We start from the raw sequence: 26,039 nt of genomic DNA, 5'->3' as shown, positions 1-26,039 counted from the left end.
CAGAGTTAACCTACTCTAAAACACCCATTTCGACTAATATGGGTCTTAATTTATCAGTAATTTCTTGCTTATCTACCAGCTTGTTAAGATATACAATAGGCACAGTTAAGTTTTTCTTTTCCATTAGTTTCTTAAAATTTGCACCCGATACAATAATATCTGCATCTGCCGCCATAGAAGAAATTGCTGTTGTATCTGTATGTGTCACTTTGGCTTGAACACCAATTGCCTTTAGTGCAGAATCAATAGCCATTTGACACACTAAACTACTTCCAAGCCCATTACCACATACTGCGATAATCTTAATCATGTCCACCTCCTAACCCAAGTTAAACTTCCATCAAATGTTTATAAATATCGTCAACGTTTTCTAGCTCTAATAACTTATCTACATTCGATTCATCCATACAAAACGTTGCAAGCAATTTTATTGCTTCAATATGTGAATCAGCATTTTCTGCAGCCAGGGCAAATAAAATTCGTACCGGACTGGTTGAATCAAGGAAAAAAACTGGCTTCTTAAGCACCGTAATTGCAAGCTGCTGTTTTATTGCACCTTTTTCGGGTCTACCATGAATCAGTGCGATTTTATCTGTTAAAACAAAATAAGGCCCCAGTTCGTATACGTCCTTAATGATATTTTCCGCATAACATTCATCAACAAATCCTCCTTTCTCTAATGGTTTAAGTGAAATACGCACTGCTTCTTGCCAGTTTGCTACCTTATTTATAAGTTGAACGTTTTTCTTTTGAAGCAACTGATCTAATGTCGCAACATTATCCTTGTTAGATTTACACATATCCACACTCTCATCGTTTTCTAATCAATACGCTTTAAAAATATATCTGCCATTAATTTCTGTGCAGCTAAAAGATCCGGTATCGATACTTGACTTCCAATTTTCCCCACTGACAATGCTGCTGCTGCAGTTGCAAGCCGCAATGCATTCTCTACCTCATATCTCATTTCAATAGCATACGTAAAAGCTCCATGAAATATGTCTCCTGCACCAGTTGTATCTACAACTTCTACCTTAGGTACCGATATGTGAAACAACGTGTCCTTAATAAGTGTTAAAAGCCCATTAGCGCCTAATGTTACAGCTACAAAAGCACTCGAATTAATTTGCTGAAGTTTCCTCATACTCTCATATAAACAAGCGCTGCTAAGAGAAAAGTCATAACCCAGATATTGACTTGCAAAATGCTGTGAAGAAATGAGATACGTTGATAATTGAGCAGATTCTAAGGTTTCAGCACGAAGCGTACCAGCATCGCATATAAATGGTATTGTGCCATATGCCTTCTTATATTTTTTTGCAGCAGCGATATCATGTCCATCCGTAAGTAATGTGGTAGGAACTATATCATTGCTCTTTTGAGTGTTAACAGCATCCTCTGCAAAATAAGGTACTGTTATCTCAACATCAGATTGTTTTGTCGGAAAATTAAATATGGTTCGACATCCTGTTAATCCATGAGAAACGATAAAACTAAATGGTGTCGTAGCAAGAGGATCCTTAATCATATACTGTTCATTAACATTAAACACTTTAAGTGATTTACGAATCTCTTCGGCATACATATCATGTCCAAGTCTAGCAACTAGATAAGACGATGCTCCCCATTTTCCCGCTACACAAGCAGCGTTCAGCGCCGGTCCTCCACAACAAGCAGTATATTCTTCAAATCTATACTTTGAATCAGTTACAATTTCTTGTGTAGAAATAGATCCAGTTATGTCATAGCATGCTTGACCTATACAAAATATACTCAACTACAACACCCCCTCAATTAATCTATTCATCAACAAAGCTATTATGCTTACAGATTTTTAAATAGCTCGATCTTACCTTGTACAATTTTTTGTATTGCTTCAAGTGCGGGAATAACATTATTTCGTGTTGATGTATTTTCTTTATTTGTCGAATATAAATCGGCAGAAATTTTGTTCCAATTTACAAGCAACTCAGTACCAACATTAAACTTACGAATACCACCATTAATTACTTTATGAATATCTTCATCTGACACACCCGTTCCACCATGCACAACAAGAGGAATATCTACGGCTTCATGGATTGCTTGAAGAACATCAAATCTTAATTTAGTTTTAGATTTATACTGGCCGTGGTTGGTGCCTATACCGACGGCTAGTGCATCCACATCCGTTAGTTCAACAAATTTCACCGCATCCGCAGGCTTGGTAAATTCAACTGCATCGGGATCTACTGCAATTCCGTCTTCAGTACCACCAATAGTTCCTAATTCTCCTTCAACTGATGCTCCAGCTGTATGCGCATATTCAACAACATGTTGTGTGGCAAGGACATTTTCTTTAAAAGGTAGGTGTGAACCATCATACATAATAGATGAATAACCAGCATCAATAGCTTCTTTAATATTGTCCCAATTACGTGCATGATCAAGATGAAGCACAACATCAATACCATATTCAACAGATAAGCTTTTACAAACAGCTACAAAACTTTTCATACCTACAAATTTTGCTGTGCCCTCTGAGGTCTGAATAATTACTGGTACTCCCTCCGCGCATGCAGCCTTAACAATTGCCTGAGTCATTTCAAGATTATGGGCGTTAAAAGCTCCAATAGCCATATTCATTTGAATTGCCTTTTTAAGCACTGGCTTTAACGTTGTATACATGTTACCTCCCGTTTTCACAGTCATTCTCGCAGTTTACTTACTGTTTTGTATGGTTGTGTTATTGTCCGTACATTTAATGAAATAATAACATTCATATTTGTTGACAACTCAGAGATGGAAATATAACCGGCAAACGGTAGATTAACATGAGTAAACGGCATAGCCCATTAAAGCCTATGGCAGAAATTAAATTAGAAAAATAAATTTATTTATACGACTATTGCCATAGAAAGCTTAAGCGAGGCATAGACGTTTAATAATAAAAGAAGAATATGCTGCGAAAACTATTTCGAGTGCACTCAAAAAAGTGCCACACAATACTGTCTACGGCAAATCGTTCGATATTGGACTATCCTTACAGTCTTAAACAATATTAAACAGTCTAGAACAACCTTAAACATGGACAATCATAACTTTATACCAAGCACAAAAACCAAAGACAATACCGTGTGGCACACGGAACTTAAACCAAACAACTTAGCTTAGTCTAAAAGACCTTCGCGAGGCTGCACGCCCATCTGTTTGCACACGCGCTTTACTTTTTCGCAATCAAGCTGATGTGCACGTTGACCATGAGTCATAAGAGCAATATGTGCAGCTTTGTTAACAGTTTCGATTAAACCAAAACAATCTTGAAAACTTTTTCCTGTCGAAAGTACACCATGATTTGTCCACGCCACAATACGACATTTCTTTAATTTTTCAGCTGTTTGTAAGCCCAAAGGTGTTGTTCCTGGAACTTCCCACTGGAATGATCCCACACCATCAGGAAATACCACTACACTTTCTGTTAACACTTGCCAAAGTGGCAAGGTGAAGCTCTTGTCATTTGGCTCTACCGTTAATGAATAAGCAACAACATCTGTAGCATGGTTATGACAAACAACACGATGTTGCGGATCTACCTGCAAACGTGCATGATGAGCCAAAATATGAACATGGATCTCGCTTGTAGGCTTATGCCCCAATTCAAAACCCCAAAGGATACTGTAACCAGATTTTGTAATTCTAATAATACCAGCATCACGTTGTACATTGCGTTTTAACACTCTAAAATGAGACCCAGAAGCACTGATAAGTAAACACTTTCCTATCATTGCCGTTGGAACATTGCTTACCTCAAAACAGCGTAATTGATCATCTGCTGTGTTAAAGTTTTCACGAAAACCCACAAGCGTTTCTTTAAATGTTTCAAGTTCGTCGTTATCAAGCAGGTAGCTGATATTTCCTCCATTGTATTCATCCCATCCCTGCTCCCACATTGCATAAGCGATATCGCCAAAATCTCTTATGAGCTTATTTTCTTGACTGTATACCATATTTTCTTTTCCTCCATAATTCTTTTTTTCTCTCAATTTTTAAATCAAACTCTGCGAATAATGCCTTGTAACCGCACTTTTCACAAATAAGTGCGAGCACCAACGAGACTGCTCCATAAATTACATTTTGAGCAAGCAGACTAAATACAAACAAACCTGCTGCCAACAAAATAAGACAGATCCACATACATTTTTGAATAAGTAAAGAAAGGCTCTCATCATTTTCCATAACAATACCCTCTTCAACACTTTTATGAGAATGATGTGCATTATTAATATGTCTATAGTCCATCATTATTATTGAGCAGATTCTTCAGCAAGTTTTTTGTTATAAGCTGCACGGTTCTTCAAAAGTAAGAAGAACAGACCCAACCAACAAACAAACAAGACAATGGAAATAATATCGCCCTGCATTACATGAGTGATAAGGTATCTAAAATCTGGACCTTCAAATGTCGACCAAGATACCATATTACCTGCATAGTCTTTAATAGCACCGGTTTCATTTGCAAGTCGGGTAATATAAGGCGCAAAGTAAGTAGCCGCATATAAGAATAATGGTGCAGAAATAATACCATGTATAATCATACGAGCAAGGTTACCGCCCGTTAAAAGTAAACTACCAACAACAAAGGATAGATTAATAATTCCCGCAAAAGGAAGAACCAGATTACCAGGTAAAACTACTGACGCAACAAGCAAAACTGGAATTGTGCAGATAACCGATACCCACAACTCACTACATCCCCCAAGAATAGGCCAGTCAAGACCAATGTAAACCTCACGATCACCAAAACGTGCACGCATGAATTCTGATACAGCATCAGAAATGGGTGATAACGCAGCACTAAAGAGTTTTGATACCATGGGGAACAACGTTAGAGCGCACGCGGCCTGTACGGCAAGCGTAAGCGATCCAGCAACACCATATCCTGCAGCAGCACCCAAAACCAAACCGATAATCGCGCCCATCACAGAGTTCTCGCCAAAAATACCAATTTTTTCACGTAACATTTCTGCGTCAAATTTTTTATTCAACGCAGGTATTTTTTTGAGCAGCTCATCCAAGGGAAATAAAATAATCGATATAAGTGCAATAAAGTGTGGAACCGTAACACCTGGAATCCCTGTCAGACGCTCAACTTCAGGAGCAAAAGCATCGCCTATTTTCAGCTCAAGGAATATGGCTATAGCAGCTGCTACAAATCCGAACAAAATATTGTTAGTAAAATATGAAACAAGAACAGCAGTAAAAATCTTATTCCAAACATTCCACATATCAACATTTAACGTTTTTGTTTGGTTTGTGATAAGCATTACAATGTTGATGCAAATTTGCAAAGGGAACAGCAAAAATGCATAAGGCCATGCCCAACTAATAGAAGCCATACCAGGCCAACCAATATCTACTGCCGGCAAATTAATACCCGTATTTTGTGCAAGAGCTGTAGCAGCACCTCCCATTGAAGTCATCATAAATCCAATAAGGATATTCATACCAGTAAATGCAACTCCAAGTGTCAATGCAGCAGAAAACGCGTCCTTAAATTTCATTTTCATACACAAACCGATAATAAGCATTAAAAATGGTACGAAAACTGGAGCTCCTAAATTAAGAATATAATTAATAATTGTTTTCAAAAGTTCCATGAGATACCTCCTGAGCACATATTTGTGCTAGTCTAAGGTTAGTCGTTTAACGGGGTTATATATTGACGCGGTGGGCAAACTTAGTCACACATATAACCCTGTTGCGCTATTCGTTGATAAATTTAATAATTTTGTCTAACTCTTGAGACATTCCAACTCCCGTTAAAAATGCAATACCATTAAATACTGGCACGCCGTAATCTTTGGGAGGCTTTACGATGGAAACATACCCATCAGCAGTTTTAAGATGATGTTCAAGAGACTTCATGTCCACTGCCTCGACTTCTGCTTTAACATTCTTTTCATCTAAAAGTTTGGTCAATTTAGAGGCAACCGTTTGCGAAGTGGCAACTCCAGAACCACAAGCAACAATTAAACGTTTCATTTCAAACTCCTTTTCTACGTCCTATAACTAATCATCACTCAACAGCATCACATTCATACTTTATGCTGTGTTACGATTTAAACTACTTCTGCTACACAAACCACAACAACAATCATCACGTATTTGATTGTGTCCTTGTCTCATCATTTGTTATAACGTGATGAAATGTTGTTACTTACCACCGCCTTCTATAAAAGCGCTATAGATATCTGAAGTCGTAGTAGCACAGCGAAGCTTTTGTACAAACGTTTCTTGGGAGAAGAGCTCCATAATCTCAGATAAAAGAGTCACTTGCTCTTTTGGCTGAGTAATGCCGAGAACTAAAACATACTCAGGAAACACTTTTACGTCGTCTGTTCCCATTTGCATAAAAGTAATTGGAGATGATGCAGGAGTTATAATACGGTTGACACATAAAAACGCCTGTATAATATGTTCACAATCTGTATGAGGTATTGCAATGGTAATGTTATCTAATTGCAAACCTGTAGGATATTTTTTCTCACGTGTGGTAATTGCTTTTTCAAAAGAGGGGTGAACATAACCCTTTTCATATAAGTCGCGCGAGACAAAATGGAAAAATTCCCCTTGATTCTTCACCTCTCTTTCCGGAAAAATAATGTCTTGATGTATCATTTCACGTATCATAATCATTCCTTACACGAGTAGTATATTAAGTTGCTTAGCAATAGATTCGTCGAGATGCATATGTACCTCTTTATTTGTTATAAATACGTCGATCTCATCAAATCCAAAAGCTTTTTTAAGTGCAACCTTACCTTCTTTTTTAGCACCTGCTACAACAATGGATTGCTTGGCATTCTTCATAAATTGCTGTTTAAGAGCAAGTGCATAGGCATTATTTTCTGTAAAGCCCTCCTTTTCTGTAAAACCGCTGATGCCAAGAAATGCCTTATCAACAAAATAATTTTGTGCTTCGCGCACCGTATCAATAGAATGTGTTTCAAACGTTATGTCATTAACCTTGCCACCTAAAACATAGACTTTATAATTAGTGGTTTCCTTAATATGAAGCGCAATAGGTAAGCTACAGGTAAACACAGAAATGTTATAGGTTGAAGGAATGTAATCAGTTAAATAGTAATAGCTAGAGCCACCGTCAATATAAATGGTGTCGTGAGACTCAATAAGTTGAGCCGCGGCTTTGCATAACCTCTTTTTATTATCTATATCAATGCGTAGGCGCTCAAAAAACGAAGAAGATGTAACCACTCCCCCATGGACACGCTTAATTTGATGAGCTGCTTCAAGGTCACGTAAGTATTTGCGCGCAGTTTGTACGGATACGTTGAACATAGATGAAATTTCCTGTGTTGAAATACTTCCGCGCTCTAAAAGTTTTTGTCTAATAAGTGTTAGCCTTTGATAGGTTTCGGTATTGTATCCATTTGAATTCATTATACTGTAATCCTCCGTTGAACTTCATCATCGCAAAATAACACGTAGTTAGATTAAGTAGCTCTTTTGTATAACTAACTTTTAATTTTGGAATCTTATAATTCCTTTTATTTTTTTATCTATGCCTTTCTTTTTCCTTTCGTTACTTTAATAATCGATTTCCTTACATGAAATGTCAAGAAGAATTTTATGATTTCGGTGAGCGGAATTGCGGCTCTTTATTGAATTATATTTTGAAGCTACCCGTTGGTCATGCTAACTAAATTATGCGTATATCAAAAAGACCGCAGCCTGAGGCTACGGTCTTATTTTTGTCCTCATGTAAACCACTTGGAACTATTGCTCAATTTATTCTTTTTAGCTTCTAGCATCATTCGAATACAAGGAACTATTTCATGCAGCTATTCCCATGATTCTTTTCCAAACGTCCAACATATCCCAAACCATTCAAAATACTACACTCTGTTTTTTAGAGTATCACTAAATCCGCCTAATTATAGGTCGTTTTCAGATTTTTAGTCCCAGCCCAGTTCCAGTACTGGAGCAAAAACTCTATAATAATTTTACTTGTGCAATTTTTTTATATCTGATTGGTTTAATTTTTCTAAAGATATGAGTTGGGTCTTTGCAAGATTTCTAAGTTCAATCATTCTTTCTTTTTGTTCCATTCCTTTGCTAATAAGAACAGCATTGTAGCTTTCCATATTTGCAAGCACCAATAACTCATTTAAACTTGCATAGTCTCTCATATTTCCTTTTAGGTCAGGATTTTCTTCACGCCACTGTTTTGCTCTTTTATTAAAGAGTGCCACATTAAGCATATCTGCTTCAGTTGCATATTTAAATGATAACTGCTCATCTGTAAGGTCTTTTAATAAATACTCTTTAATAGCATCTGTATGAATTTTATAATTGATTTTAGATATTTCTCTATGCAGATTCCAAGTTAATGATAATTTTGAGTTTTCATCTTCTTTTAGTCTTTTATAATCTTGAATAATATATAGCTTAAATTCTGGAGAAAGCCAAGACGCAAACTCCATCGCTATATCATAATGAGCATAAGTTCCACCATATCTACCAGATTTTGAGACTATTCCAATAGCTCCAGTAGATTCTATCCATTTGCTTGGCGTCATCGTAAATCTATTTAAACCTGCTTCATTTCTAAACGTGTCGAATTGCACACGGTTAAAATTTGGATTATTAAGTGCTTCCCATAAGCCTATAAATTCGAGAGTATTTCTATTTCTCATCCAGTTTTGGATAATAAATCTTGGATCATCTGTGTTTTTATATTTTGCCATATCAGTAAGACTTATATAATCATTCTTAAAATCTTCTGTGTAAACCTCAATATCAAAGCCTTTAGCTGAAATTTGATCTTTTTTAATTTTTGACAATATAAGCCCCCTTATTCTGGCTTAATCTTTATTACTTGTATTATAATATAAAAAAATGGCCAGAGCACCGCATGCTTCCTGACCTAATCTTATGATTAATATCCCAAATCATTAATTGTCAAATGCTATAAGCCACTTTTTAACCATCTATATATAATTTCTCCCTTTTCATTTTTCCTTTATCTTGCTACACAATTAAATTCTCTATCAAAAGTTCTATCACTTTCTTTTCAGTCTTATTCAAACCGACGCTCAAACCGACATTATATTGTCGCATAATTTACTTGTTTGCTATATCATCGAAATGTTTCCTCAAATATCCTCTTATGATTTTTATATTTTTTCAATATTTTATTTACCTTAATTAACGATCTGATTTATAACAACCTACATAATTATACAAAATCAAGATTTTAAAATAATAATATGTACGCAAAAAGACCGCAGCTAAACGCTACGGTCTTATCTTTTGCCCAAATATAACCACTTGGAACTACTGCTCAATTTATTCTTTTTAGCTTCTCGCATCATTTGAATACAAGGAATTATTTTATGCGATTACTCCCACTCAATAGTCGCAGGCGGCTTAGGCGTAATGTCGTACACAACGCGGTTAATGCCCGCAACTTCGTCCACAATACGCGATGAAATACGCGATAGAACATCGTAGGGCAGCTTTGCCCAATCGGCTGTCATAGCATCGCTACTTTCAACTGCGCGCAAAATAACTGGCCGCTGATACGTACGCTCATCACCCATAACACCTACGCTTTTAATATCGGGCAACACGGCAAAATACTGCCAGCAAGCATGCTGTGAATTACGCTCGCCAGTTTGTTTATACAATTGCTCGTTATACGCATCCAGCTCTTCGCGAACAATGGCATCGGCAGAACGCAACTGCTCAAGCTTTTCTAAGGTTACACTTCCAATAATTCTAATAGCAAGCCCTGGACCGGGGAATGGCTGGCGATACACCATCTTCTCGGGCAAACCAAGCGCCAAACCAAGTTCGCGCACCTCATCCTTAAAGAAATGATCAAGCGGTTCAATTAAGTCAAAATGAATGCCTTCAGGAAATGGAATTAAATTATGATGACTTTTAATAGTAGAGGCCTTACCACCTGTTTTACGAGCACCTGACTCGATAATATCAGGATAAATGGTACCTTGTGCTAAGAATTGTACATCGCCAATTTTTTGAGCTTGCTCAAAAAAGACTTTCCAAAACTCTGTTCCAATACGCTTGCGTTTTTCTTCGGGCTCACTCACGCCTTCAAGCAATTTTGCATAACGTTCTTCGGCATGTACGTGCACTAAATCAACATCAAACTGTTTACGAAAAACTTCTTCCACCAGCTCGGGTTCACCTTTACGCAACAGGCCATGATTCACAAAAACACAGGTAAGTTGCTTTCCAATTGCACGATGGACAAGGGCTGCAACCACAGAAGAATCCACGCCTCCCGAAAGCGCAAGGATAACTTTTTTGTCACCTACACGCGCACGAATCTGCGCAATTTTTTCTTCGACAATGTTATCCATGGTCCAAGACGGCTCAAGATCGCATACCTTAAACAAGAAATTGGACAGAAGCTTTTGGCCATACTGGGTATGACGAACTTCAGGATGAAATTGCGTTGCATACAACTTTTTAGCAGCACATTCCATAGACGCAATTGGACATGTGTCCGTAGATGACGTAACACTAAAGCCTTGTGGAACACATGAAACGCTATCGCGGTGGCTCATCCAAACTTTTTGATGATCAGGCGTATCACCAAACACAAGCGAAGAACCCGCGCGCTTAAGCTCGGCTGGACCATACTCCCCTTTTTCGGTATGTCCAACCGCACCACCCAGCGTGGCTGCCATAATCTGTTGACCATAGCAAAATCCAAACACGGGAATGCCTAATTCAAACACATGAGGATCCATAGATGGAGCATCCTTGGCATATACCGATGCAGGACCTCCAGATAAAATAATTGCTGATGGATGCATAGACGCAAGCTCTACAGCAGAAATGTCGCACGGCACAATTTCTGAATATACGTGCAGATCACGCACGCGACGTGCAATAAGTTGACCGTACTGCGCGCCAAAATCAAATACTGCAACAAATTGCTTTGGTCTAAGGCCTTGCATAAGTGATGAACAAGTTGTCTGCTGCATCCATTCCTCCTGTAATCACATCAAATACATATCCTGCACAAGACTAGGATAGTTACCATCAAGCTTATATGTATCATTAAAACCTTGCACGCGCGATTTACAACGCATACAAGCAATATAAATACCTGCAACATGTGCAACGGATTTTTTTGTAAAAAAGTTAGTTACACTGTTATTGATATTTCATGTTCCTATTATAACGAGCCTATGAGTTTTTAGACTCTTGCAACTATTAAAGATGCAACACATGCACACAAAAGGTAAGATTATCTTCTGATATACTTGTAGGTCGATATATAACATGTAAGTCACTATACATTGTCAACTTATAAGTTGCTTGTGGTTAGCTATCTTACTTGTTTGAGTTCTGCGTAAACCTAACTCAAACAGATACGTATACGTGCTCGTGAAAACATGCACGCAAACACAAGTGAAGTTATAAGTTGTACCATACTTGCGAATATTCTTGGAGGATTAAAGTGCCGCTCCATAATAAAAAGCACCAACAGATGACACGTGCGCAACTAAAAGCACTCTCAACATCTCGATACGCTTCGGGTTCCCGCCACGTGCAAAAGTCCTATAACAGCGCTTCTAATCGTGACAAAGCAGCTCAAAGCTTTATCTCGGCAGATAATGATTCACAAGCACAGCCCCAAACGCTTCGTAAAAAACGCTTGGGAACACAGCTTTCGCACCATGAACATTTTGCCGATCATGCCACATCGCAAACACCGCCAAATCCTACAGAGATACACAGCCGTAATAGTGCCGTAAGCTATTACGCTAAAAAGCGTATTGCAACCACAAAAAAGAAAATCTTACGAACTATTGGTTTTTCATGCCTAGGGTTTTTGGTGACCGTTGGTGTAGCGCTTGCTGCAGTTGTTGGGTATCTCTACATGATTAACGGCCAAATTACGGGTCGTGTAGGAAAAGATTTATTGGCAACTCTTACTGATACCTCAAACAATGAGCCATTTTATACCTTACTATTAGGCGTCGACAAAGATGAGGACCGTGCAGAAGGTTCTACTTACGGCCCCTCGGATAGCGCATATCGCACTGATACCATTATTTTGACACGTGTTGATCCTAAAAACAAAAAAATAACGATGGTTTCTATTCCACGCGATACTTATGTTGACCTTGGAAAACATGGCAAACAAAAGATAAATGCAGCGTATTCGGTAGGCGGTGCCGCCTATGCAGTGCAGGTTGTAGAAAAGTTTTCTGGCGTTAAGATTTCTCACTACGCAGAAGTTGACATGGATGGCTTTGCTCAAGTTGTAGATTCTATTGGCGGTGTTGATGTAGATTTACCAGTTCCGGTAAAAGATCCGAATTATACCAAGATAGATTTGCCAGCAGGTAAACAACATCTCGATGGTCATACGGCAGCATTACTTGGAAGGTCTCGTCATGCCTATGATAAATATGGAGACGGCGATACCTTTAGAGCAGCAAATCAGCGCATGCTTATTGGAAATGTTATGAAAAAAGTTCTGTCATCAGGACCTGCAGGCATTGCATCAAGTATTACTACTATGGCAAAATTTGTTACGACCGATATGAATGTCACTGATATTATTGCATTGAGCACTAAGTTTGTAGGCATGGATATTAATAATGACATTTATTCGGGACTTTGCCCAACAATCTCTAAATATATCAATAGGACTTGGTACGAAATCTGCGAAACCAAAAAGTGGCAAGAAATGATTAAACGTGTTGACATGGGACTGCCTCCTTTTGATTCCGAAAAAGAAAATACCTCAAAGGGTATAGCTGGATCAGTTGGTATCAGCAGCTCCTCGGATGGCGATCAAACAGGAAATACTTCTGAAAATTCACAAGATGATACATCATTTGAAGGTAGTGTGGCTGTTCTTAACGCATCGGGCAAACAAGGCGTAGCAAAGCAGAAAGCCTCAACACTTGCCAAGAAGGGTTTTAGCGCACAGCCAGGTAATTCTAGAAAGGTTCTTCAAAACAGCGTTGTTTACTACACGCAAGGCAACGAAGCAAAGGCAAAAGGTGTTGCGCAAACACTAGGAATTGCAACTAAACCACAATTGAACAAAGGACAATTTGACTCGGGAACCGATTGTGTAGTCCTAATCGGAAAGGATTTGCTCTAGCGCACAAGCGCTAGCTCAAGGTGCGCGTGTATTCCAAAGGGCGCATATATTCCGCATGAGCTGTGTAAAGCAAACAGGCGAATAGCACATACACTCATGCGCGCTAAGAATATAACATGCATAAAAATTGAGCCGTATAATGTGCGGCTCAATTCATCTAACAGTTATCGCATTACCTTACACGTTAAAACGAAAGACCATCACGTCGCCATCTTGCACAACGTAGTCTTTGCCTTCCATACGAAGCTTTCCAGCATCGCGTGCGCCACTTTCGCCGCCAAGCTCAATATAATCATCAAACGAGATTGTCTCGGCTTTAATGAACCCACGTTCAAAATCACTATGAATAACGCCTGCGGCTTGAGGCGCTTTTGCTCCAATTTTAACCGTCCAAGCACGAACTTCTTTAGGACCCGCCGTAAAGAAGCTTTGCAGCCCCAATAAACGGTATGCTGCCTGCGCTAAAATCTCTAATCCTGAATGTTGCAAACCTAACGATTGCAAATATTCAGCGGCCTCCGCGTCATCAAGCTCAGAAAGCTCTGCCTCAACCTGGGCACATATCGGCAATGCAGGCATTCCATGAATAACAGGCTTATCTTGCAACTGGTCTTCATCGCAATTAGCTACATAGAGCAGGGGCTTCATAGTAAGTAAGAACAGGTCATGCGCATCAGCCTTTTCATCTAAAGTCATATCCATATCGGCCGCGCGTTTACCGTCGTTAAGCCATGCTTGCAAACGCACAGCAATATCAAGGCGACTCTTTTGATCTTTATCGCGCTTTGCTTCTTTTTCGAGCTTAGGAATAGCGCGTTCAAGCGTGCCTAAATCTGCTAACACAAGCTCGGTTTGGATAGTGTCAACATCGCTTTCAGGATCAACCTGTCCGTCTACATGGATAACATCGGGATCACTAAAGTAACGCACAACCTCACAAATAGCGTCACATTGACGAATATTTGCTAAAAACTGATTGCCTAACCCCTCGCCATTATTTGCACCACGTACCAAACCTGCAATATCAACAAACTCAACCGTAGCTGGAACAATTTGTGCGGGGTGTACAATTTGAGCAAGTTGATTAAGACGCGTATCGGGTACCTGCACAATGCCCACATTGGGGTCGATAGTAGCAAAGGGATAGTTTGCAGCTAAACCAGTTTGTTTGGTAAGCGCAGTAAATAAAGTAGACTTGCCAACGTTTGGTAATCCTACAATTCCAATTGATAAAGACACACAATCAACTCCTGAAAAAGAAGGCAACACTGCATAAACATGTGCCGAAAAATCTTCTCACATAAGCTATCTTACAACATTGCTTAAATCTTCTGAGCGTGTTTTTGGTGCGATGATGGTAAACACATGTTTCACGAGGTCCAAGAAAAAAAGCAGGATTTACGCAAGACCTACGAGTTATCCTCGCTCAAACGTTCCAAGACGCGCAAACCACGCTCAACCTGCTTACGAGTGCGCTCTTTTATCTTTGCCACGCGCTCTTTACGTTCACGCGCCTCTTTTTGCAGACGAATTGCTTCTTCATCGCGCACAATAAGCTCATGCGTGTCGCCTTGCTTCATGACAATGCATTGCTCGGGACAAACAAGTGCACACGCCGAGCAGTTTACACAATAGGCAGTCTGCACCGAAAAACGCCCATGCTCATCTAAATTGCATGCATTAACAGGACAAACACGCGTACATGCCGAACACACGGTGCAAGCGCTCATATCGCAAACTGGTATCAAATTTTGTTCTTTATAATGAGCAGCTAGCTGCGGATTTTTTTGGATAACAGAGAGGAGCAACTTACGTTTTTGGGTAAGAAGACGATGATTATATGATGTAGTTGTATCTCCAAGCGCTTTCTCAAGCGTACATTGCAGCTCAAAAAGGTCGTTGGAATGCTTTTGAATTTTGCGCGTTACGGCCTGAACGCCTGCATATACCGGATTTTGTGCAGCAAGCAAGGTTTGACCTGCTCGACCAACATCGCGTAAAAATTCTTGGCGCAAAAACGCACGCGACATGTCGTGATTAAGGTTATGCTTATCTACTTCTATGCCAACTTCTTTACCAATAAACTCTTCAGCTGCTCCAATTTCATCGGTATACGCAAGCTCGCCCGTAGTTGTTTTACACTTATCACACACACCTACGGGCAAATACACACTAATATTGGAATACTCTTGTAACAGGGCTATCCATACTTCGCGCGGAACTACACCTAGACAGGGCAAAAGAATTTCGTTAGGACGAGGCAGCTTTCCGAGTGCTCGAGTACAGGTGATATAGCATACCTCATACATCGAAGCAACTTTTGCAATACGATCATACAGGGATTTTGCCATAAAGCGAGAAACAATAAATGCCTCGGTAGGGCACGCAGCAATACACAAACCGCAGGCACGACACGTATCTGCAATCTTTACGGTTGAGCCTTTAATATCAATGGCATCAACGGGACAAACATCCATACACGCATGGCACGTGCAGATAGTATGTGCACCAACACCTTCGGCACGATACGCGTTATAGGCACCAACATTCAAACACGACAACGCGTTTGCGCGCGGCTTTTCTTTGTAATCACGAGGATCAAAGACACGCGCAGAATTCTTATCGCCTGTTAATACCTGCGCAATCTGGCCTAACGGCTGCGATAATGCAGAAAGATCCTGTTTTATATCGATGATATCATCGAGCATATCACGCTTAGTACTCACCGATATATCCCCTGTTCATTACTGTGCGTTACAAGCGCAAGACGCTCATGTAGACGCACAAATTCCTCTCCCTTGTAACAAAATCTCATAAAATGCCACGTATGTGCGATAAAAACTACCAATTTTAGAACATGTCATCAAACGAGCTGTTTTGTCATACGCTTATACTACCGCAAAGTTTTATTCCAAGTTGGTTACAAGTCTTGTTTTTTAACGAAATTGCACGAGAATCAAGTAATCTTATAATAAATATAAATTGTGTTGCACTGAATGTGCCGTGTTATATTAGTTTCGTTTTCTTTTGATGTGGCAAAGGTATAGCAAAATAAAACGAAAGCTCAATATGGCATAACCTATACCAGCTTGCACACACGGATTCGCAAAGGAGTGAATATGCGGAACAACAGCAACGCGTCAGCTTTTGATTTAAAAGAGACGCAAATCGCAATTAAGAGTCTTAAAGATTATTTTGAAAGAGAATTGGGCAATTCGCTTAATCTTGCGCGTGTGTCAGCGCCGCTCTTTGTTCGTCCGCAAACAGGACTTAATGACAATCTTAACGGCGTAGAAAAAGCAGTCAGCTTTTCTATTCGTCATCACCATTTAGACTGCGAAATTGTGCAATCGCTTGCAAAATGGAAGCGCTGGGCACTCAAGCGTTACAATTTTGGTGTGTATGAAGGTCTTTATGCAGATATGAACGCTATACGTCCGGATGAAGAGCTGGATGAACTTCATTCTGCATACGTTGATCAATGGGACTGGGAAAAGATCATCAAAAAATCTGACCGCTCAACCGATTATCTGAAAGCATGTGTACGCGAAATTTTTGAGGTCTTCAAACGTACGGAAACCTATATTAACAGCGTATATCCCTATATTCTTTCAAAAAAGTTGCCCGACGAAATCACGTTTGTAACTACGCAAGAAATGGAAGACGAAATGCCGGCGTTGTCTCCGCGTGAACGTGAGCGCGAATATGCTCGTAAATACAAAGCTATTTTTATTATCGGCATCGGAGGAGCGCTTAAATCGGGTAAGCCTCATGATCTTCGTAGCCCTGACTATGATGATTGGTCAATGAATGGCGACATCATTTTTTGGGATCCTGTGCGCAATGATTCTATTGAACTTTCAAGCATGGGCGTTCGCGTAGATGAGGATGCGCTTAAAAAGCAACTTGCTATATGTAACGCTGAAGATAGATTAAAACTGCCCTTCCATCAGGCACTCATGAATAAAGAGCTTCCCTACACCATTGGTGGAGGAATTGGACAGTCGCGTCTGTGTATGTATTTCCTAGAAAAGCACCATATCGGCGAGGTTCAATGCAGCGTTTGGGATGAAGCAGATGTTCAAAAGTTTGCGCATGAGAATCTAACCATTCTCTAGCTTTTAGGTGCAGTTACTTATAAAGCCCATGCTGTGCGCGTGCACACCATGGGCTTATTTATGCCTTAAATGACTTATGCAGTTCAGCGTTTTGCTTAAGAACTTAAAGATTAAGCACTTAAAACGATCAAAACGATTAAGCACGTACAACAAGAAATAAGACGTCCGCTACGACTGAATTCGCGTTCTGCAATACGGGCAAACTTTCCAGTCGGCATTAAGAGGACGATGACAGGTAGGACATACGTTTCTGACTTGCGTATTGCAAAGTGGACATACCACAAAATCGCGGTCAATAGGAGCTCCGCACTTAGGGCAAATACCGTAATGCGAAAGCTGATGTTCACGCAATGCTATATCTAAATCTTGTTCTTCCCTATCAATAAGGTACGAGCTAGGACGCAAAATAACATACGTTAACAATCCAACAATAGGTACAACCGCAACAAGGGACCATACCCACCACGGCTCGGCACCACGACGCTGAGCATCACGTGTTACGTAAACAATTGACAATATATAAACCATTACGATGCACATTACAATTAAGTAAAGTACCATACGTACTTCAGGCGTAAGAATTTGATCGAGCAAATCTGACATTGGCCTGTACTCCTTTGTCGTAGGTATATGCAATACACCTTAGTATAGCGGTCTTGCTTTCTGTAGACGGCAACTATTTACTATACACAAGTTTTTCGTTGCATATAAGCCGCCACTTCTCCAGCAAGCGTAATAGAGCCACATGCAATAAAATCACGATCTAAAAGCGCATTCATTGCATCGTTAACACATGAGTACCATTGTGGCATATATTGCAGCTTTTTTGCAAATATTTCCGCTAATTTTTTAGCCTCAAGCGCACGAGGCGAATTTGTTTGTGTGCATATCACACAAGGAAACGCGCTGGCAAGGCGCTCAACAATGCCTGTAACATCTTTATCTGCTAATATGGCGCATAATAAAACAGGACGTGTTGCTCTATCAGGTAATACCTGCTCCATATTAGCAAGAAAGGTATCAACAGATTGTGGATTGTGACATGCATCAATCAACGCAAGTGGTTTATCGCGCACAATTTGAAAACGACCTGGTGTAGGACATGTATACACTGCTTGTTGAAGGAGCTTGAGGTTAAGCAGCCGATTAAGAAACGACTCAGCCAAAAGAGTTGCACAAGCAATATTTGCCGCTTGATACACAGGTTTAGAAGCTCTTAGATGAGTATAGGTCTGTCGTGGCGAGGTAACGCTTAACTCCATAACATCATGCAAATCGCCAAGGTGTTTATCGACACTAAAATGCGCATAGGTATAGCCATCACGGTGGCGAATGTCTCCGCTATTTATTTCGCCTGTTGCGTCTTGTTTGTGGTTAGCTTCAAGAAGAATAGGATCAACACCTGCAGAGCTACATTGTTTGAGGAAAACATCTTGAACCGTTGAAGGCGCAGTAGTTCCCACACCTAATACACACGAGCGAGAAGGCTTGATGATTGCTGCTTTTTCGGCAGCAATTTTTTCGAGTGTATCACCCAAAATTTTCATATGGTCAAGCCCAATACCGGTTATACCAACCGTTTGAATAGACGAAACTGCAGATGTAGCATCCCAACGGCCGCCCATGCCACATTCAAAAACAACAACGTCTACCCCAGCACGCGCATATGCAAAACAAGCTGCAACGGTTAACAAATCAAATTCGGTAATACTATAAGGCTCTAATCCGCAAGCTTTACGCTGCGCATTTACGCGTTTCGCCGCCTCAAATGCATAAGAAAGTGAACGAGCAAAATCAGACTCTGAAATAGGCACTCCGTCTATTTCAATTCGATCGGTATACGAAGTAAGACCAGGTGATGTGTATAATCCTGTGCGCAGACCGTGAGCTTTTAAAATTGACGCGGTATAACGAGCAGTAGATGTTTTTCCATTGGTGCCAGCTATTTGTATGCTCTTATAGGCATGATCGGGATTACCCAGCACACAGAGCATATCGCTTACCGACTCGAGCATAGGAACAATACCAAATCGTAAAGCTGAAGTAAGCTCTTGTAAAGCTTGTGTATACGATTTTGTGGCACATGAAAAAGGTGGAACGTACATGGAATCACGCTTTCAAAACTTGTTGTATCTCTGCAGCCTCAACCACATGCTGCATAAGAATAGTTGTGGTAATAGAGCCAATACCACCAGGTACCGGAGTTATAGCACAAACTTTTGGCTCAACATGCTCAAAATCAACATCACCCACAAGCTTTTGGGCAGACGCGTCCCAATTTATACCTACATCAATGAGCGTCTGATGCTCTAAAACCATATTGGACGTCACAAAACGAGCATGACCAAGGGCGGCAATAATAATATCAGCTGCTTGCAGATGCTTGGTAAGATCTTTTGTTTTTGAGTGACACATCGTCACCGTTGCATTTCTATGCTGTGCCAGCATAGAAACAGGACGACCAATAACTAACGAGCGACCAATAACGCACACATGTTTGCCGCAGATGTCAATACCATAATAATCAAGCATCGCCATACAAGCCTGCGCAGTACAAGGGGCAAAACCCACCTTTTGACCAGCAAAAACACCGTAGAGTGAGCCTTGTGTAATGCCGTCGACATCTTTTTGAGGCAAAAGCGTATTGCAAATTAAGCGCTCATCCAACGTCTTTGGCAAAGGACGAAACAGTAAACATCCATGAATCGAGGAATCCTCATTAATTTTTGTGATCTGCGTTATGAGCTGCTGCTGAGAAACATCCTCATCAAAGGCATATACCTTTAGCTTGCAGCCAAGCTTATCAGCGCGTTTTTGCGCCGCGCGCTCGTAGGAGAGCGCACCTGCGTCCTCGCCTACTCTTATAACAGCAAGTGTAGGCGTAATGTGCGCCTGGACAAGTTTATTAATCCTTGGAAGCAAATCTTCGCACAAAGAAGTTGCAACAGCAGCTCCTTTAAGAAGTTGAGCCATAGTATACTATCCTTTCATATACCGACGAATGCGTTCGGCGCATGCCTCGGCTTGTGCAACAAAATGGGTAAGCATATAACTACATCGAGTATCAACTGCCTGCGCTTCTTGTTTATCATGTAACAATCTGATGTTAACTAATACGTTATAACTGGCAGCCTCAAGTGCCGCGCGGCAAATAAGTGCTCCGCTTCCAACATCGGAAAGCAGCATAGGCGCACACATAGAGCTCATCTTGTCTAAAATATCAATGGCAGAACAAATTTGTTCCATCATAGCAAGGGGTGCTTTATACGCACCTTGTAATGCTTGTTGAAGCAAGTCCGAGCGTTGAGGGTTATCTTTAGGAATCTTATAAACACTCATAAGATGAGCTAATCCTTTTGCGTCCTCGTCTACCAGCGATAACAGCGCAACTCGCACAGACGATACCTCATCAAGAAGCTCGTTGAGTGCTTTTTCATGCGCCATAAACTGAGGCTTTGAAATCGTAAAATGTGCTGCCATTGAAGCAAGCGAAACACCTACCGCGCCCACAAGAGCCGCGGCACTACCGCCTCCTGGTGCCGAAGTCTTGGCAGCCAGTGCGGCGGTAAATTCATCAAGAGAAGCTTGTGAGTCAAAGCGCAGACGCGAAGAGTTCGTTTGCATAGGTTCCTTTACACGTATAGGCTATAAGTTCTTAAAATACATCCGTTAAAAAATTCCAACAATTGTTCCATCGTCCAAGACGTCAATTGCCTCAGCCGCAGGTACTTTCCCCAAACCTGGCATGGTTACAACTGAGCCGCACATAATAACAACAAAGCCAGCACCAGCAGATACATGCAATTCACGAACATGTAAATCATAGTCATTACTGCAATCCAACTTATGTGGGTCATCGCTTAAAGAATACTGCGTTTTAGCAATGCAAACACGCGCGGTATCTAAACCAAGCGCAGAAAGCTCACGAAGTTGCCTGCGACTTTTATCCGACCATACAACGCCACGAGCGTGGTACCACTTTGTAGCAATTTTTTCGACCTTAGTTTGAATAGAATCAGTTACATCATAGAGTTGTGGCGTCTTAGATGGTGACTCTGAAAGAGCACGCGTTACCGCACGAGCCAGTTCAAGACCACCTTGAGAACCTTGTGCCCACACGTATGTAGGCACAGCGCACACACCAAGTTCTTGGCACAGATCGCTTACAAGCTGAATCTCGTGTGGATCATCGTTTGCAAAAGCATTAAGAGCTACAACGCAGGGTAAACCAGCTGTTTGCCGTATGTTTTGGATATGAATGCGAAGGTGCTCAAATCCTTGCTTAACTGCGTCAATATTGGGCTTGGAAACATCGGTTGCAGCAACACCACCATGATATTTTAATGCACGCATCGTTGCAGTTAAAACAACACAATCGGGGTTTTTCTGCAATTGCGGACAAACAATATCAATAAATTTTTCTGCACCTAAATCGGCACCAAAGCCAGCCTCGGTAATAACCACATCAGCACATTTGAGAGCGGTACGCGTCGCGATAACGGTATTAGCGCCATGTGCGATATTTGCAAACGGGCCTCCGTGAACAAATGCAGGAGTTCCTTCAAGAGTTTGAACTAGGTTTGGCTTTAATGCATCGCGTAGCAAAGCACACATAGCTCCAACTGCATGAATGTCTTTTGCATAGACGGGTTTATTATCGTAGGTATAAGCAACCAACATGGCGCCTAAACGCTTTTTAAGATCGGCAATATCTGACGCAAGACACAGTACCGCCATAACTTCTGACGCAGCACAAATATCAAATCCATCTTCGCGAGGCACACCACTTGCGCAGCCGCCCAGACCATCGACGATATGTCTAAGCTGGCGATCGTTCATATCCATGCAACGCTTCCACACAATACGACGCGGATCGATGCCGAGCTTATTACCCTGCTTAACATGATTATCCAATAAAGCAGCACAAAGATTATTGGCGCTTTCGATTGCATGAAAATCGCCTGTAAAGTGAAGATTGATATCTTCCATAGGACCAACTTGGGCATAGCCGCCGCCTGCAGCGCCGCCTTTGATACCAAAAACAGGACCTAAGGAAGGCTCGCGCAAACAGAGGGCAACTCGTGTATTTTGGCTCGCAAGCGCGTCTGCCAAACCAATAGAAATCGTTGTTTTGCCTTCGCCAAAAGGAGTTGGATTAAGGGCACTTACCAACACCAACTTAGAAGAAGATTGCATGTGCTTCTTGGCAAAATAGTCTGAAAATACATCAACTTTAGCTTTAAAATTACCATAATGCTCAAGTGATGCCTTAGGAATATCTAATTTTTGAGCTATCACCTCAATCGGTTGAAGATGTGTGGCTTGAGCAATTTCTATATCTGACAAAAATTGAGACATAAACCCTCTTTCTACCGACTATAAAGTTATTACGACAACTTAATCGTCGTATCATACATTGACGTTTGCGTTATAACAACGTCAACCGGCCTATCATGCGCCTCAACTAAATGCAGTGCATGGAGATCGTCTAGCAGCGTTTGAGCTCGGCACAAGCCAACCGTAGTAACATATGCTACGCGCGATAGTTTGTCTAAGATGCGATCATAATAACCCGCACCGTATCCTAAACGATACCCAAACTTGTCAAAAACAAGGCCAGGTACAACTACAACCATAGACTTATCACAAGTTGCAATTTGCGTTATATCAATCAAGCTCGAAGACTCACGAGAAGGCTCAAATATGCCAAAAGTACCTTTGCAAAGCGTTGATAGGTCTTGCACTCGATAAAAATCAAGGTCGTGGCAAGTCTTATTAACACGAGGCAGAATGAGCTGTTTTTGGTCTACAAGCACACGAGAAGCAAGCGTATGCGTATTGATTTCTTCGGCGAATGAATAATACAAACACACGCTTTGAGCTTTATGGTAGATAGAGCTTTGAACAAAATTTGAGATAATCTTTGAATCGGATTCATAGCGCTTTTGTGTACCAAGGGCGCAGCGCACATCCTTATAATACATGCGCGCTCGCCGTTTTGCACATACGAATGACTCCATAGATATTATCCCAACTGCTGAAGTTGAGCGGATAAACTCTCTATCGTAGCATTAAGCTCTTCTACATGGGCTTTCTTCTTATCAATAACCACTTGCGCAGCCTTTGAAATAAAGGCCTCTTGGCTGAGCAGCGCCTGTATTTTACTGCGTTCTGAGTTAAGCTTTTCAAGTTCTTTTGAAAGGCGCGTAGCCTCGGCGTGTAAGTCAACTAATCCGCCCAGTTCAACAAAAATTTCTACGTCACCTTCGGCGGTTGCAACACAGGTTTTTGGACGCATAAAGTTAGAAACAAGATCAAGCGATTTTAAGCGACCAACATGAATAATAAACTCTTTTTGCGCGTCAATAACCTGTGCCTTAGCTTCACTTGTCTTAACAGTAAGTGCAAGTTCTTCTTTTGGCGATAAACGATAACGAGCACGAATAGAACGCACGGTAGAAATAAGCATCTTTGCTAGTTCAAAGTTTGCTTCTGCTTTAGTATTAACAAACTGTTCGTAATCTTTGGCATCTGGCCAGGAGGCAAGCATAAGAAATGCAGCACGATGATTGTCTATACCAGACACCGGCAACATATCCCAAATTTCCTCAGTTACAAATGGGATAACAGGATGTAAAAGTCTTAGTGCCGTATCAAGAACAAATACGAGATTGCGCTGAACTTGTAATTTTTCGTCGGCAGTACCATTGAGCAAACGACCCTTACAGAGCTCAATATACCAGTCACACACCTCATTCCAGAAAAACGACTGAATATCACGGGCATAGTCTCCAAAGGCATAGGTTTCGAGCTGTTCGGTAGTCTTTTTAACAACAGCTGCAAGACGGCTTAACATCCATGCGTCTTCCATTGTTTGAGCGCATGGTTTGCCTGGCACATAGTCTTGCAAATTCATGTGTACAAAACGCGACGCATTCCAAATCTTGGTGATAAACGAACGTGCCTGATCGGTACGTGGACTTTCTTTGAGCTGCTTGGTCTTTTTATCGATAACAGCATCAAATTTAACATCTTGGTTGGTGGTAATAAGCGTTAAAAGATTGTAACGCATAGCGTCGGCACCATACTTGTCGATAAGATCCATAGGGTTAACGCCATTGCCCTTACTTTTTGACATACGACTACCGTCTTTTGCCAAGATTGTTGCATAAATGTACACATCTTTAAAAGGAATTTCATGCGTAAAGTAAAGCGAACTCATAATCATGCGCGCAACCCATAATGCAATAATATCGCGTGCGGTAACCAAAACTTTGGTAGGATGATGCGCTTTGAGCTCATCAGATGAAAAAGGCCATCCTTGTGTTGCAAATGTCCACAACTGAGAAGAAAACCAGGTATCCAATACGTTTTCATCTTGTGAGACATGCGAGGACGAACAATGCGGACATACAGCCACATCTTCTAAACACGCATCTTCCCATCCGCAATCTGCACAGGTAAATACGGGAATACGATGGCCCCACCAAAGTTGTCGAGAGATGCACCAATCTTTAAGGTTATCCATCCAGGTAAGATATGTTTGCGTCCACCTACTTGGATGAAATTTGATCTCTTGCGAAGTAACGGCTTCTTTAGCAGGTGTTTTGAGCTTATCAACCGCAACAAACCATTGCTGGGATAACCAGGGCTCAAGCGCCGTATCGCAGCGGTAACAATGCATAACCGAGTGGTTAAGGTCTTCTATATGATCAAGCAAACCATGATCTTCAAACCACGAAACAATTGCCTTGCGCGCTTCGTTTCTATCCATGCCCGAAAATTGTCCATAGCCGTCGACAACGCAGGCGTGCTCATCAAAGATATTGATCTGCTCAAGATTATGCGTTTGACCCATAGCATAGTCATTTGGATCGTGCGCAGGAGTAACCTTTACAAATCCGGTTCCAAATCCTTTATCAACATGCCAATCCGAAAAAATAGGAATCTCACGATTAACAATAGGTAGCAAAACTTTTTTGCCAACAAGGCAAGCCTTTTCGTCATCTTGAGGAGACACCGCAACACCTGTATCGCCTAGCATAGTCTCGGGACGAGTGGTAGCAACGGTGATATAAGTTATATCTCCTACTGGATCAACCAGTGGATAGCGCATATACCATAGGTGACCTTTTTCATCGCGATATTCTGCCTCATCATCAGAAATTGCCGTTGTACACACAGGACACCAATTAACAATGCGTTTACCACGGTAAATGAGCTTATCATGATACCAATCAACAAAAACCTTGCGCACTGCATGTGCATACTCATCACTCATAGTAAACTTGGGATCACTCAAATCAATAGAGCAACCCATACGCTTAATTTGTGAAACAATAGTTCCACCATATTCACGCGTCCAATCCCAGCATGCATCCAAAAACTTTTCGCGTCCAAGAGCCAGACGAGAAATTCCTTGGCTTTTGAGTTTTTTATCTACCTTAGTTTGCGTAGCAATACCTGCATGATCGGTACCTAAAATCCAGCGTGTTGAACGACCGCGCATTCGATTGTATCTAATGTAGGTGTCTTGGATGGTATCGTCCATAGCATGACCCATATGAAGAATACCTGTGACATTAGGAGGTGGAATAACAACCGTGCAATCACCAACACCTTTGCTACGTTTGTAGCATCCAGCTTGGATCCATTGCTCAATAAGTTTTGGTTCAACCTCTAAAGGATTGTATGTTTTTGGCATTTGCTCCACAGGGCATCCCTCTTTATGTGACGATAACCAGCAGTTAACACCTTATTGT

At 41.0% G+C, this 26,039-nt stretch carries 23 protein-coding genes; 2 read left to right on the top strand and 21 right to left on the bottom strand.

Translation table 11 applies throughout. The annotated features are described in order from the left end of the window. Nucleotides 1-10 precede the first annotated feature (10 nt). From HMPREF0091_RS02605 to guaA, 12 genes are all read right to left on the bottom strand, one after another. Nucleotides 11-310, bottom strand: a complete 300-nt coding sequence (locus HMPREF0091_RS02605) for a PTS sugar transporter subunit IIB (protein ID WP_006302696.1) — start codon at nucleotides 308-310, stop codon at nucleotides 11-13. 19 nt (nucleotides 311-329) lie between these two features. Further along, nucleotides 330-800 (bottom strand): PTS sugar transporter subunit IIA, encoded by a 471-nt coding sequence (locus tag HMPREF0091_RS02600; RefSeq protein WP_006302695.1) that lies wholly within the window; start codon nucleotides 798-800, stop codon nucleotides 330-332. A gap of 20 nt (nucleotides 801-820) precedes the next feature. Beyond that, nucleotides 821-1,777, bottom strand: coding sequence for a PfkB family carbohydrate kinase (locus HMPREF0091_RS02595; protein WP_006302694.1), 957 nt, complete (start codon nucleotides 1,775-1,777; stop codon nucleotides 821-823). Between the two features lie 47 nt (nucleotides 1,778-1,824). Further along, nucleotides 1,825-2,667 carry a class II fructose-bisphosphate aldolase gene (locus HMPREF0091_RS02590; protein WP_029575185.1) on the bottom strand — a complete coding sequence of 281 codons (843 nt, stop codon included), beginning with the start codon at nucleotides 2,665-2,667 and terminating at the stop codon, nucleotides 1,825-1,827. A 482-nt stretch (nucleotides 2,668-3,149) separates the two neighbouring features. Further along, entirely contained in the window at nucleotides 3,150-3,986 is an 837-nt protein-coding gene (gene rhaD / locus HMPREF0091_RS02585) for a rhamnulose-1-phosphate aldolase (RefSeq protein ID WP_006302692.1), read from the bottom strand. After that, nucleotides 3,964-4,215 (bottom strand): hypothetical protein, encoded by a 252-nt coding sequence (locus HMPREF0091_RS02580; RefSeq protein WP_232236031.1) that lies wholly within the window; start codon nucleotides 4,213-4,215, stop codon nucleotides 3,964-3,966. Before HMPREF0091_RS02580 ends, rhaD begins: the two co-directional genes overlap by 23 nt. Nucleotides 4,216-4,283: 68 nt before the next feature. After that, nucleotides 4,284-5,636 carry a PTS galactitol transporter subunit IIC gene (locus HMPREF0091_RS02575; RefSeq protein ID WP_006302690.1) on the bottom strand — a complete coding sequence of 451 codons (1,353 nt, stop codon included), beginning with the start codon at nucleotides 5,634-5,636 and terminating at the stop codon, nucleotides 4,284-4,286. Nucleotides 5,637-5,742: 106 nt separating this feature from the next. Further along, nucleotides 5,743-6,021, bottom strand: coding sequence for a PTS sugar transporter subunit IIB (locus HMPREF0091_RS02570; protein WP_006302689.1), 279 nt, complete (start codon nucleotides 6,019-6,021; stop codon nucleotides 5,743-5,745). A gap of 171 nt (nucleotides 6,022-6,192) precedes the next feature. Then, nucleotides 6,193-6,669 (bottom strand): PTS sugar transporter subunit IIA, encoded by a 477-nt coding sequence (locus HMPREF0091_RS02565; protein WP_010241925.1) that lies wholly within the window; start codon nucleotides 6,667-6,669, stop codon nucleotides 6,193-6,195. A gap of 9 nt (nucleotides 6,670-6,678) precedes the next feature. Continuing rightward, nucleotides 6,679-7,440: a DeoR/GlpR family DNA-binding transcription regulator gene (locus tag HMPREF0091_RS02560; protein WP_006302687.1), complete on the bottom strand. Its 762-nt coding sequence runs from the start codon at nucleotides 7,438-7,440 to the stop codon at nucleotides 6,679-6,681. A gap of 563 nt (nucleotides 7,441-8,003) precedes the next feature. Beyond that, nucleotides 8,004-8,843: a KilA-N domain-containing protein gene (locus tag HMPREF0091_RS02555; RefSeq protein ID WP_006302686.1), complete on the bottom strand. Its 840-nt coding sequence runs from the start codon at nucleotides 8,841-8,843 to the stop codon at nucleotides 8,004-8,006. Nucleotides 8,844-9,401: 558 nt separating this feature from the next. Further along, nucleotides 9,402-10,991, bottom strand: coding sequence for a glutamine-hydrolyzing GMP synthase (gene guaA, locus HMPREF0091_RS02550; protein WP_029575184.1), 1,590 nt, complete (start codon nucleotides 10,989-10,991; stop codon nucleotides 9,402-9,404). Between the two features lie 506 nt (nucleotides 10,992-11,497). Between guaA and HMPREF0091_RS02545 the strand changes: the two genes are divergently transcribed. Continuing rightward, nucleotides 11,498-13,159: an LCP family protein gene (locus HMPREF0091_RS02545; protein ID WP_232236029.1), complete on the top strand. Its 1,662-nt coding sequence runs from the start codon at nucleotides 11,498-11,500 to the stop codon at nucleotides 13,157-13,159. Between the two features lie 177 nt (nucleotides 13,160-13,336). On the opposite strand, the gene ychF is transcribed toward HMPREF0091_RS02545, so the two are convergent. Then, a complete protein-coding gene (gene ychF, locus HMPREF0091_RS02540) occupies nucleotides 13,337-14,398 on the bottom strand; it encodes a redox-regulated ATPase YchF (protein ID WP_006302682.1) in 1,062 nt (353 codons plus the stop codon). Nucleotides 14,399-14,568: 170 nt separating this feature from the next. Continuing rightward, entirely contained in the window at nucleotides 14,569-15,885 is a 1,317-nt protein-coding gene (locus tag HMPREF0091_RS02535; RefSeq protein ID WP_006302681.1) for a 4Fe-4S binding protein, read from the bottom strand. 393 nt (nucleotides 15,886-16,278) lie between these two features. Here HMPREF0091_RS02535 and asnA point away from each other — a divergent pair, with 393 nt between their 5' ends. Beyond that, nucleotides 16,279-17,277 carry an aspartate--ammonia ligase gene (gene asnA, locus HMPREF0091_RS02530; RefSeq protein ID WP_006302680.1) on the top strand — a complete coding sequence of 333 codons (999 nt, stop codon included), beginning with the start codon at nucleotides 16,279-16,281 and terminating at the stop codon, nucleotides 17,275-17,277. Between the two features lie 168 nt (nucleotides 17,278-17,445). On the opposite strand, the gene HMPREF0091_RS02525 is transcribed toward asnA, so the two are convergent. The 7 genes from HMPREF0091_RS02525 to HMPREF0091_RS02495 all read right to left on the bottom strand — a co-directional run bounded on the left by HMPREF0091_RS02525 (nucleotide 17,446) and on the right by HMPREF0091_RS02495 (nucleotide 25,990). Next, nucleotides 17,446-17,880, bottom strand: coding sequence for a zinc ribbon domain-containing protein (locus HMPREF0091_RS02525; protein ID WP_006302679.1), 435 nt, complete (start codon nucleotides 17,878-17,880; stop codon nucleotides 17,446-17,448). A gap of 80 nt (nucleotides 17,881-17,960) precedes the next feature. Then, nucleotides 17,961-19,382, bottom strand: a complete 1,422-nt coding sequence (locus tag HMPREF0091_RS02520) for a bifunctional folylpolyglutamate synthase/dihydrofolate synthase (RefSeq protein WP_006302678.1) — start codon at nucleotides 19,380-19,382, stop codon at nucleotides 17,961-17,963. 4 nt (nucleotides 19,383-19,386) lie between these two features. Next, on the bottom strand, nucleotides 19,387-20,250 hold the full coding sequence (locus HMPREF0091_RS02515) for a bifunctional 5,10-methylenetetrahydrofolate dehydrogenase/5,10-methenyltetrahydrofolate cyclohydrolase (protein WP_006302677.1): 864 nt from the start codon (nucleotides 20,248-20,250) through the stop codon (nucleotides 19,387-19,389). Between the two features lie 6 nt (nucleotides 20,251-20,256). Beyond that, nucleotides 20,257-20,901: a cyclodeaminase/cyclohydrolase family protein gene (locus tag HMPREF0091_RS02510; RefSeq protein ID WP_006302676.1), complete on the bottom strand. Its 645-nt coding sequence runs from the start codon at nucleotides 20,899-20,901 to the stop codon at nucleotides 20,257-20,259. Nucleotides 20,902-20,946: 45 nt separating this feature from the next. Beyond that, nucleotides 20,947-22,635, bottom strand: a complete 1,689-nt coding sequence (locus HMPREF0091_RS02505; protein WP_006302675.1) for a formate--tetrahydrofolate ligase — start codon at nucleotides 22,633-22,635, stop codon at nucleotides 20,947-20,949. Nucleotides 22,636-22,664: 29 nt separating this feature from the next. Next, a complete protein-coding gene (locus tag HMPREF0091_RS02500; protein WP_232236026.1) occupies nucleotides 22,665-23,297 on the bottom strand; it encodes a 5-formyltetrahydrofolate cyclo-ligase in 633 nt (210 codons plus the stop codon). Nucleotides 23,298-23,302: 5 nt separating this feature from the next. Then, on the bottom strand, nucleotides 23,303-25,990 hold the full coding sequence (locus tag HMPREF0091_RS02495) for a valine--tRNA ligase (RefSeq protein ID WP_006302670.1): 2,688 nt from the start codon (nucleotides 25,988-25,990) through the stop codon (nucleotides 23,303-23,305). Nucleotides 25,991-26,039 lie beyond the last annotated feature (49 nt).

It is taken from the genome of Fannyhessea vaginae DSM 15829 (assembly GCF_000159235.2).
GTDB lineage: Bacteria > Actinomycetota > Coriobacteriia > Coriobacteriales > Atopobiaceae > Fannyhessea > Fannyhessea vaginae.
Note: the sequence above shows the minus strand (reverse complement) of the source record. Positions and strands in the feature narration are given on the sequence as shown.

What these genes read in the sequence shown, in the direction of transcription:
- HMPREF0091_RS02605 (WP_006302696.1), bottom strand. Translation starts at nt 310, where the DNA reads ATGATTAAGATTATCGCAGTATGTGGTAATGGGCTTGGAAGTAGTTTA.
- HMPREF0091_RS02600 (WP_006302695.1), bottom strand. Translation starts at nt 800, where the DNA reads ATGTGTAAATCTAACAAGGATAATGTTGCGACATTAGATCAGTTGCTT.
- HMPREF0091_RS02590 (WP_029575185.1), bottom strand. Translation starts at nt 2,667, where the DNA reads ATGTATACAACGTTAAAGCCAGTGCTTAAAAAGGCAATTCAAATGAAT.
- rhaD (WP_006302692.1), bottom strand. Translation starts at nt 3,986, where the DNA reads ATGGTATACAGTCAAGAAAATAAGCTCATAAGAGATTTTGGCGATATC.
- HMPREF0091_RS02580 (WP_232236031.1), bottom strand. Translation starts at nt 4,215, where the DNA reads ATGGAAAATGATGAGAGCCTTTCTTTACTTATTCAAAAATGTATGTGG.
- HMPREF0091_RS02575 (WP_006302690.1), bottom strand. Translation starts at nt 5,636, where the DNA reads ATGGAACTTTTGAAAACAATTATTAATTATATTCTTAATTTAGGAGCT.
- HMPREF0091_RS02570 (WP_006302689.1), bottom strand. Translation starts at nt 6,021, where the DNA reads ATGAAACGTTTAATTGTTGCTTGTGGTTCTGGAGTTGCCACTTCGCAA.
- HMPREF0091_RS02565 (WP_010241925.1), bottom strand. Translation starts at nt 6,669, where the DNA reads ATGATACGTGAAATGATACATCAAGACATTATTTTTCCGGAAAGAGAG.
- HMPREF0091_RS02560 (WP_006302687.1), bottom strand. Translation starts at nt 7,440, where the DNA reads ATGAATTCAAATGGATACAATACCGAAACCTATCAAAGGCTAACACTT.
- guaA (WP_029575184.1), bottom strand. Translation starts at nt 10,991, where the DNA reads ATGCAAGGCCTTAGACCAAAGCAATTTGTTGCAGTATTTGATTTTGGC.
- asnA (WP_006302680.1), top strand. Translation starts at nt 16,279, where the DNA reads ATGCGGAACAACAGCAACGCGTCAGCTTTTGATTTAAAAGAGACGCAA.
- HMPREF0091_RS02525 (WP_006302679.1), bottom strand. Translation starts at nt 17,880, where the DNA reads ATGTCAGATTTGCTCGATCAAATTCTTACGCCTGAAGTACGTATGGTA.
- HMPREF0091_RS02520 (WP_006302678.1), bottom strand. Translation starts at nt 19,382, where the DNA reads ATGTACGTTCCACCTTTTTCATGTGCCACAAAATCGTATACACAAGCT.
- HMPREF0091_RS02515 (WP_006302677.1), bottom strand. Translation starts at nt 20,250, where the DNA reads ATGGCTCAACTTCTTAAAGGAGCTGCTGTTGCAACTTCTTTGTGCGAA.
- HMPREF0091_RS02510 (WP_006302676.1), bottom strand. Translation starts at nt 20,901, where the DNA reads ATGCAAACGAACTCTTCGCGTCTGCGCTTTGACTCACAAGCTTCTCTT.
- HMPREF0091_RS02505 (WP_006302675.1), bottom strand. Translation starts at nt 22,635, where the DNA reads ATGTCTCAATTTTTGTCAGATATAGAAATTGCTCAAGCCACACATCTT.
- HMPREF0091_RS02500 (WP_232236026.1), bottom strand. Translation starts at nt 23,297, where the DNA reads ATGGAGTCATTCGTATGTGCAAAACGGCGAGCGCGCATGTATTATAAG.